The sequence below is a fragment of the Klebsiella sp. 141251 genome, from assembly GCF_050600725.1.
GTDB classification, from domain to species: domain Bacteria; phylum Pseudomonadota; class Gammaproteobacteria; order Enterobacterales; family Enterobacteriaceae; genus Klebsiella; species Klebsiella aerogenes.
In genome coordinates, this window is the sequence record NZ_JAQIRG010000003.1 from 524,132 (window position 1) to 531,455 (window position 7,324).

Annotated in this window: 6 protein-coding genes and 1 pseudogene; 5 read left to right on the forward strand and 2 right to left on the reverse strand. The window is 55.8% G+C overall.

What is annotated here, in order from left to right; genetic code table 11:
• From PGR09_RS10195 to baeR, 3 genes are read left to right on the forward strand one after another with little or no spacing between them, the layout of a single operon-like run.
• Positions 1–1,416 carry an MFS transporter gene (locus PGR09_RS10195; RefSeq protein WP_430916106.1) on the forward strand — a complete coding sequence of 472 codons (1,416 nt, stop codon included), beginning with the start codon at positions 1–3 and terminating at the stop codon, positions 1,414–1,416.
• Positions 1,413–2,867 (forward strand): two-component system sensor histidine kinase BaeS, encoded by a 1,455-nt coding sequence (gene baeS, locus PGR09_RS10200; RefSeq protein WP_047066695.1) that lies wholly within the window; start codon positions 1,413–1,415, stop codon positions 2,865–2,867. Before PGR09_RS10195 ends, baeS begins: the two co-directional genes overlap by 4 nt.
• Positions 2,864–3,586: a two-component system response regulator BaeR gene (gene baeR, locus PGR09_RS10205; protein WP_047066694.1), complete on the forward strand. Its 723-nt coding sequence runs from the start codon at positions 2,864–2,866 to the stop codon at positions 3,584–3,586. Before baeS ends, baeR begins: the two co-directional genes overlap by 4 nt.
• 155 nt (positions 3,587–3,741) lie before the next feature.
• Here the strand turns inward: baeR and PGR09_RS10210 are convergent, their stop codons facing one another.
• Entirely contained in the window at positions 3,742–4,335 is a 594-nt protein-coding gene (locus tag PGR09_RS10210) for a hypothetical protein (protein WP_063414515.1), read from the reverse strand.
• 169 nt (positions 4,336–4,504) lie between these two features.
• On the opposite strand from PGR09_RS10210, the gene yegQ reads away from it, so the two are divergent.
• Entirely contained in the window at positions 4,505–5,866 is a 1,362-nt protein-coding gene (gene yegQ / locus PGR09_RS10215) for a tRNA 5-hydroxyuridine modification protein YegQ (RefSeq protein ID WP_032714942.1), read from the forward strand.
• 257 nt (positions 5,867–6,123) lie between these two features.
• Positions 6,124–7,017, forward strand: a complete 894-nt coding sequence (yegS, locus tag PGR09_RS10220) for a lipid kinase YegS (protein WP_015706070.1) — start codon at positions 6,124–6,126, stop codon at positions 7,015–7,017.
• A 34-nt stretch (positions 7,018–7,051) separates the two neighbouring features.
• Here the strand turns inward: yegS and PGR09_RS10225 are convergent.
• Positions 7,052–7,324, reverse strand: a pseudogene (locus tag PGR09_RS10225) (cytochrome C biogenesis protein CcdA); the annotation flags it as partial.

Genomic DNA, 7,324 nt, shown 5'->3' on the forward strand with positions numbered 1-7,324 from the left:
ATGACAGATCTGCCCTCCAGCGTACGCTGGCAGTTATGGATTGTGGCCTTCGGCTTCTTTATGCAGTCGCTGGATACCACCATCGTTAACACCGCCCTCCCCTCGATGGCCAAAAGCCTTGGGGAGAGCCCGCTGCACATGCATATGGTGGTGGTCTCATATGTGCTTACGGTGGCGGTCATGCTGCCGGCCAGCGGCTGGCTGGCGGACCGGGTTGGCGTGCGCAATATCTTCTTCAGCGCCATTGTATTGTTTACCATCGGCTCGCTATTCTGCGCCCAGGCCAGCACTCTCGATCAGTTAGTGATGTCCCGCGTGCTGCAAGGCGTCGGCGGCGCGATGATGGTACCGGTCGGGCGTCTGACGGTGATGAAAATCGTTCCACGCGATCAGTATATGGCGGCGATGACCTTCGTCACCCTGCCCGGCCAGGTTGGACCGCTGCTCGGCCCGGCGCTTGGCGGCGTGCTCGTCGAATATGCTTCCTGGCACTGGATTTTCTTAATTAACATCCCGGTAGGTATCATCGGCGCTATCGCCACGTTATGCCTGATGCCAAACTACACCCTGCAGACCCGGCGTTTTGATATTCTTGGTTTTATTCTGCTGGCGGTGGGAATGGCCGCCCTGACGCTGGCGCTTGACGGCAAAAAAGGGCTGGGTATCTCGCCGCTGCTGCTCGCCGTGCTGGTCGTCGGCGGCCTGATGGCGATGGGATTCTATTGGTGGCACGCCCGCGGTAACGTTAACGCATTGTTTAGCCTCAAACTGTTTCGCAATAAAACCTTCTCGCTCGGTCTTGGCGGCAGCTTCGCCGGGCGTATCGGCAGCGGGATGTTGCCGTTTATGACCCCGGTATTCCTGCAAATTGGCCTCGGCTTCTCGCCGTTCCACGCCGGGCTGATGATGATCCCGATGGTGCTGGGCAGCATGGGGATGAAACGCATCGTGGTGCAGGTAGTGAATCGCTTTGGCTATCGCCGCGTGCTGGTTTTCGCAACCCTCGGCCTGGCGCTGGTGAGTTTGCTGTTCATGGCCGTCGCACTGGCCGGCTGGTACTGGCTGCTGCCGCTAGTGCTGTTCCTGCAGGGCATGATTAACTCCAGCCGTTTCTCGTCGATGAATACTCTGACGCTAAAAGACCTGCCTGATGAGTTGGCCAGTAGCGGTAACAGCCTGCTCTCGATGGTTATGCAGCTCTCGATGAGTATCGGCGTGACCATCGCCGGGCTACTGCTCGGCATGTACGGCCAGCAGCATATCAGCGCCGATGCCCCAGCCGTTCATCAAGTTTTCCTCTACACCTATCTGAGCATGGCGGTGATTATCGCCCTCCCGGCGCTCATCTTTTCCCGCGTACCGAACGATGTCGGCAGCAACACCGTCATCCGCCGACGCAAAAGGAGTGAATCGTGAAACTTTGGCGCCCGGGTATCACCGGTAAGCTGTTCCTGGCTATTTTCGCTACCTGTATCGTGCTGCTGATTAGCATGCACTGGGCGGTGCGTATCAGCTTTGAGCGCGGCTTTATCGACTATATAAAACGCGGTAATGAACAGCGATTAACGATGCTCGGCGACGCGCTGAGCGAACAGTACGAGCAGCACGGCGACTGGAAGTTTTTGCGCAATAACGATCGTTTTATCTTCCAGTTACTGCGCACCTTCGAGCGGGATAACGACGAACGCCCGCCGGGTGGTCCGGGCCCACACGGCGAGCCAGGGCCAATGCCCGGCCCTGGCCCGCGTCCCGATATGCCGCCGCACGGTTGGCGCACGCAATTTTGGGTTGTCGATCAACAAGGGCGCGTGCTGGTAGGCCCGCGAGCGCCGGTACCGCAAGATGGCACCCGGCGCAACATTGTCGTCAACGGCGTGACCGTCGGGGCGGTGATCGCCTCGCCGGTCGAGCGACTCACGCGCAACACGGATATCAATTTCGACCGCCAGCAAAAACGCACCAGCTGGCTTATCGTCGCCCTCGCCACCCTCCTCGCCGCTCTGGCCACCTTCCCGCTGGCCCGCGGGCTGCTGGCGCCGGTCAAACGGCTGGTGGAAGGTACCCATAAGCTGGCGGCGGGCGATTTCTCTACCCGCGTCACGGTCACCGGCGGGGATGAACTGGGTCGTCTGGCGCAGGATTTCAACCAGCTTGCCAGTACGCTTGAGCGCAACCAACAAATGCGCCGCGATTTGATGGCCGATATTTCGCATGAACTCCGCACGCCGCTAGCGGTGCTGCGCGGCGAGCTGGAAGCAATTCAGGACGGCGTGCGTAAATTCACCCCGGATTCAATTTCTTCGCTGCAGGCGGAAGTCGGCACGCTCACTAAGCTGGTAGACGATCTGCATCAGCTATCGATGTCCGATGAAGGCGCCTTAGCCTACCAGAAAGAATCGGTAGATTTAATTGCGCTACTGGAGGTCGCCGCAGGAGCGTTCCGCGAACGTTTCGCCAGCCGCGGGTTGACCATCGGCGTCTCGCTGCCGGATAACGCTATCGTGTTCGGCGATCGCGATCGGCTAATGCAGCTGTTCAATAATCTGCTGGAAAACAGCCTGCGCTATACCGACCGCGGCGGACGCCTGCTGATTAGCGCCAAACAAAACGGCCGCAGGTTAATGCTCGATTTTGCCGATAGCGGCCCCGGCGTTAGCGACGAGCAGCTGGCGCGGCTGTGTGAACGTTTTTACCGCACCGAAGGTTCGCGTAACCGCGCCAGCGGCGGATCCGGCCTTGGGCTGGCAATCTGTATGAACATCGTAGCGGCCCACGGCGGCAGCCTGAACGCCAGCCATTCGCCTTTTGGCGGGGTTAGCATTAAAGTAGAATTACCTCTGGAACAGGATTTATCGAGGGACGTATGAGCGAATTACCCATTGATGAAAACACGCCGCGTATTTTAATCGTGGAAGACGAGCCCAAGCTCGGTCAGTTGTTGATCGACTATTTGCAGGCCGCGAGCTACGCGCCAACGCTAATTGCGCATGGCGATCGGGTACTGCCCTACGTTCGCCAGACGCCCCCGCATTTGATTCTGCTGGATTTAATGCTGCCCGGCACCGACGGCCTGACATTGTGTCGTGAAATCCGCCGTTTTTCCGATGTACCGATCGTGATGGTCACCGCCAAAATCGAGGAGATCGATCGCCTGCTGGGGCTGGAGATCGGCGCCGACGACTACATCTGCAAACCATATAGTCCGCGTGAAGTTGTGGCTCGCGTGAAGACGATCCTGCGTCGCTGCAAGCCACAGCGGGCTCTGCAGGCGCTGGATGCGCAAAGCCCGCTCATCGTTGATGAGAGCCGCTTCCAGGCCTCGTGGCGCGAAAAATTACTGGACCTGACTCCCGCCGAGTTTCGGCTATTAAAAACGCTGTCTCAGGAGCCGGGTAAAGTCTTCTCCCGCGAACAACTGCTCAATCATCTGTACGACGATTATCGCGTGGTCACCGACCGCACTATCGACAGCCATATTAAAAACCTGCGCCGTAAGCTTGAATCGCTGGATGCCGAGCAGTCGTTTATTCGCGCCGTCTACGGCGTCGGCTATCGCTGGGAGGCGGACGCCTGTCGAATGGCATAGAGTAATATACCGCTATGAATAGCACGACAAATATTACGGTATAATAGTTTAGCATTCGCTGAAGCCACGCCGATTGCAGTGGCTTCAGTTTACAAGCTCAAACCAAATATCCTCAGCATGGATATTAATTATCACTATATCAAACCAGTATAATATCACGCACCGCAATCTATAACCTGATCGACAACCGTTAAGGACCAATTAGATTGGCCATGAAGTTGGCTCAGATGAAATACCAATCCATTATTTGATTTATCCGGCACGGCCACTACGCGCACGCTATCGGACTCCAGTTTTCTTGCCGCCGAAATATCAGCATCAGAAACCGAGTTGTCATTCAGTTTCGTCCAGGCCATCGTTGCTGATAGTTTATGATTAGAATCGTATCCACTGATAAAATATCCTTCTCGGTCCCAGCCCTCCTCACATTCAAAGAGCGGGATTATTCTACGTTCAAATTCTTTATTACGTGGAATGTGACTTCCCCCCGTTGGCCAGGATAAATACTCCGGTACCGGTTGATTAAAATTGATGTGCATTAAACGCTCATAATTTGCAGAGGCTCCACGGTGAAATAATACATACAATCCCATGTCTTTATCGATGAATGAGTTGATTAATTCAGCATCTTCATTTTGAAATCCGATCATTACCTGTCTGGCGGTCTCTTCAAGTGATAATTCCGCAAAGACGGCTAACGGCTGCATGGCCAATAAACCTAAGACAATCCCTATCCTAACCTTTTCCATTTTACTTCTCCTTAAGCACCTCATATCCCACTATACTTTTTTAGGTCACCTGGCAGTATTTACTACCTTGCCCCACGGCGCTACAATGCCCGCCCTTAATGTGGGGACACTCCCCCGAATCGCCGCACCTGGTGCGGCGAGTCTGACCTGTCATCAGAACGAGAAAATCATGTTTAAACCGGAACTCCTTTCCCCGGCGGGAACGCTGAAAAATATGCGTTACGCTTTCGCTTATGGCGCCGATGCGGTCTACGCCGGCCAGCCGCGTTACTCACTGCGCGTGCGCAACAATGAATTTAACCACGAAAACCTGCAGCTCGGCATCAATGAGGCCCACGAGCTAGGGAAAAAATTCTACGTGGTGGTTAACATCGCGCCGCATAACGCCAAGCTGAAAACGTTCATTCGCGATCTCAAACCGGTAGTGGAAATGGGGCCGGACGCGCTGATTATGTCCGATCCTGGTTTAATCATGCTGGTGCGGGAAAACTTCCCTGATATGCCAATTCACCTGTCGGTACAGGCCAACGCCGTCAACTGGGCGACGGTGAAATTCTGGCAGCAAATGGGGCTAACCCGCGTGATCCTCTCCCGCGAGCTGTCGCTGGACGAGATCGCCGAAATTCGCAGCCAGGTGCCGGAGATGGAAATCGAGATTTTCGTCCATGGCGCGCTGTGCATGGCCTACTCCGGCCGCTGCCTGCTCTCCGGCTATATCAACAAACGTGACCCTAACCAGGGTACCTGCACCAACGCCTGCCGCTGGGAGTACAACGTTCAGGAAGGCAAAGAAGATGACGTAGGTAATATCGTCCACAAGCATGAGCCTATCCCGGTGCAGAACGTTGAACCCACTCTCGGTATCGGCGCGCCAACCGACCAGGTATTTATGATTGAGGAAGCCAAACGTCCGGGCGAGTATATGACCGCCTTCGAAGACGAGCACGGCACCTACATCATGAACTCCAAAGATCTGCGCGCAATCGCCCACGTGGAGCGCCTGACCCAGATGGGCGTGCACTCGCTGAAGATTGAAGGCCGCACCAAATCCTTCTACTACTGCGCCCGCACCGCCCAGGTGTACCGTAAAGCGATTGACGACGCCGCCGCCGGTAAACCGTTCGATACCAGTCTGCTGGAGACGCTGGAAGGTCTGGCTCACCGCGGCTATACCGAAGGCTTCCTGCGCCGCCACACCCACGACGACTATCAGAATTACGAGTACGGCTACTCGGTTTCCGAACGCCAGCAGTTTGTCGGCGAATTCACCGGCAAGCGTAATGGTAATCTGGCCGAAGTGGCGGTAAAAAATAAGTTCTCGGTCGGCGACAGCCTGGAGGTCATGACTCCGCAAGGCAACGTCAACTTTACGCTCGAACATATGGAGAACGCCAAAGGCGAAGCAATGCCGGTCGCGCCGGGAGACGGTTATATCGTCTGGCTGCCGCTGCCGGAGGATATGGCGCTGGAGTATGGTTTGCTGATGCGTAATTTCAACGGCGAGTCGACGCGCAATCCGCATAAAAATTAGTTTATTGGCGTTATTTTTTCACTATGTATGGATATTAGAATCGGATCACATACCGTTACGTTCGAAGCAGGTATCATCCATTTCGCTGAAAAACATAACCCATAAATGCTAGCTGTACCAGGAACCACCTCCTTAGCCTGCGTAATCTCCCTTACGCGGGCTTATTTTTTATGCATCCTATTTTCCCGACTTTCTTATTCCATGACGCCATTCATGCGATACACTGAGGATGACGACTAAGAATGAGGCGATAAAGGATGACCCAATTTCCAGCCAGCTTATTAATTCTCAACGGTAAAGGCGCGAATGAGCCACAACTGCGCGAAGCCGTTAATCTCCTGCGCGAAGAAGGTATCGAGATACACGTCCGCGTGACCTGGGAAAAAGGCGATGCGATTCGTTTTGTCGAGGAAGCCGAAACGCTCAGGGTGGCGACGGTGATTGCCGGCGGCGGCGATGGCACGATTAATGAAGTCGCCACCGCGCTGGTCCAGCGCGGCAGCAACATGGCGCTGGGAATACTCCCCCTCGGCACAGCCAATGATTTCGCCACCAGCGTCGGCATCCCGCAGGACTTAGCCAGCGCGCTGAAGCTGGCGATAGCCGGGCGCGACGTCCCTATTGATGTGGTTCGCGTGAATAACGAGGCCGGATTTATCAATATGGCCACCGGCGGCTTTGGTACCCGTATCACCACCGAAACGCCGGAAAAACTGAAAGCCGCGCTCGGCGGCGTCTCCTATCTGATTCACGGCCTGACGCGCATGGATACCCTGAAGCCGGACCGCTGCGAAATTCGCGGCGAGAACTTTCACTGGCAGGGCGACGCGCTGGTTATCGGCATCGGCAATGGCCGCCAGGCCGGTGGTGGTCAGCAACTGTGTCCTGAAGCATTAATTAACGACGGGCTACTGCATCTGCGTATTTTTACCGGCGAAGAGTTGCTGCCTGCGCTGTTTAGCACCCTCGCTAATCCCGATAATTCACCAAATCTGATCGACGGCGTATCGCCGTGGTTTGAAGTCACCGCAGCCCATGAAATGACCTTCAACCTGGATGGCGAACCGCTGAGCGGCAAATCCTTCCGTATGGAAATCCTCGGCGAGGCGCTACGCTGCCGTCTGCCGCCGGACTGTATGTTACTGCGTTAAAACATCAGGGCGGGATATACCCGCCCTGATAACGTTATGAATATTCTACCCCTTCCCTGACGCCGCTTGCCTTACGGGCAAAGCCCGGCTGATCGACACGAATAAACGGGCACAGACAAAACGCCAGCAGATAGAGCGCGGTATAGGCCACTACCACGCCGATGGTGCTGAAGTGCGGCAGCAGCACCACCGCAATCGCCGGCGCGAGGAAGTTCGACAGCCCGGCAGACAGGTTGTAGACCGAAATCGCCGCCCCTTTATGCTTTGGCTCCAGCGCCGGGAACACCGCCGCCATCGGCACGAACGC

What these genes read in the sequence shown, in the direction of transcription:
- PGR09_RS10195 (WP_430916106.1), top strand. Translation starts at nt 1, where the DNA reads ATGACAGATCTGCCCTCCAGCGTACGCTGGCAGTTATGGATTGTGGCC.
- baeR (WP_047066694.1), top strand. Translation starts at nt 2,864, where the DNA reads ATGAGCGAATTACCCATTGATGAAAACACGCCGCGTATTTTAATCGTG.
- PGR09_RS10210 (WP_063414515.1), bottom strand. Translation starts at nt 4,335, where the DNA reads ATGGAAAAGGTTAGGATAGGGATTGTCTTAGGTTTATTGGCCATGCAG.
- yegQ (WP_032714942.1), top strand. Translation starts at nt 4,505, where the DNA reads ATGTTTAAACCGGAACTCCTTTCCCCGGCGGGAACGCTGAAAAATATG.
- yegS (WP_015706070.1), top strand. Translation starts at nt 6,124, where the DNA reads ATGACCCAATTTCCAGCCAGCTTATTAATTCTCAACGGTAAAGGCGCG.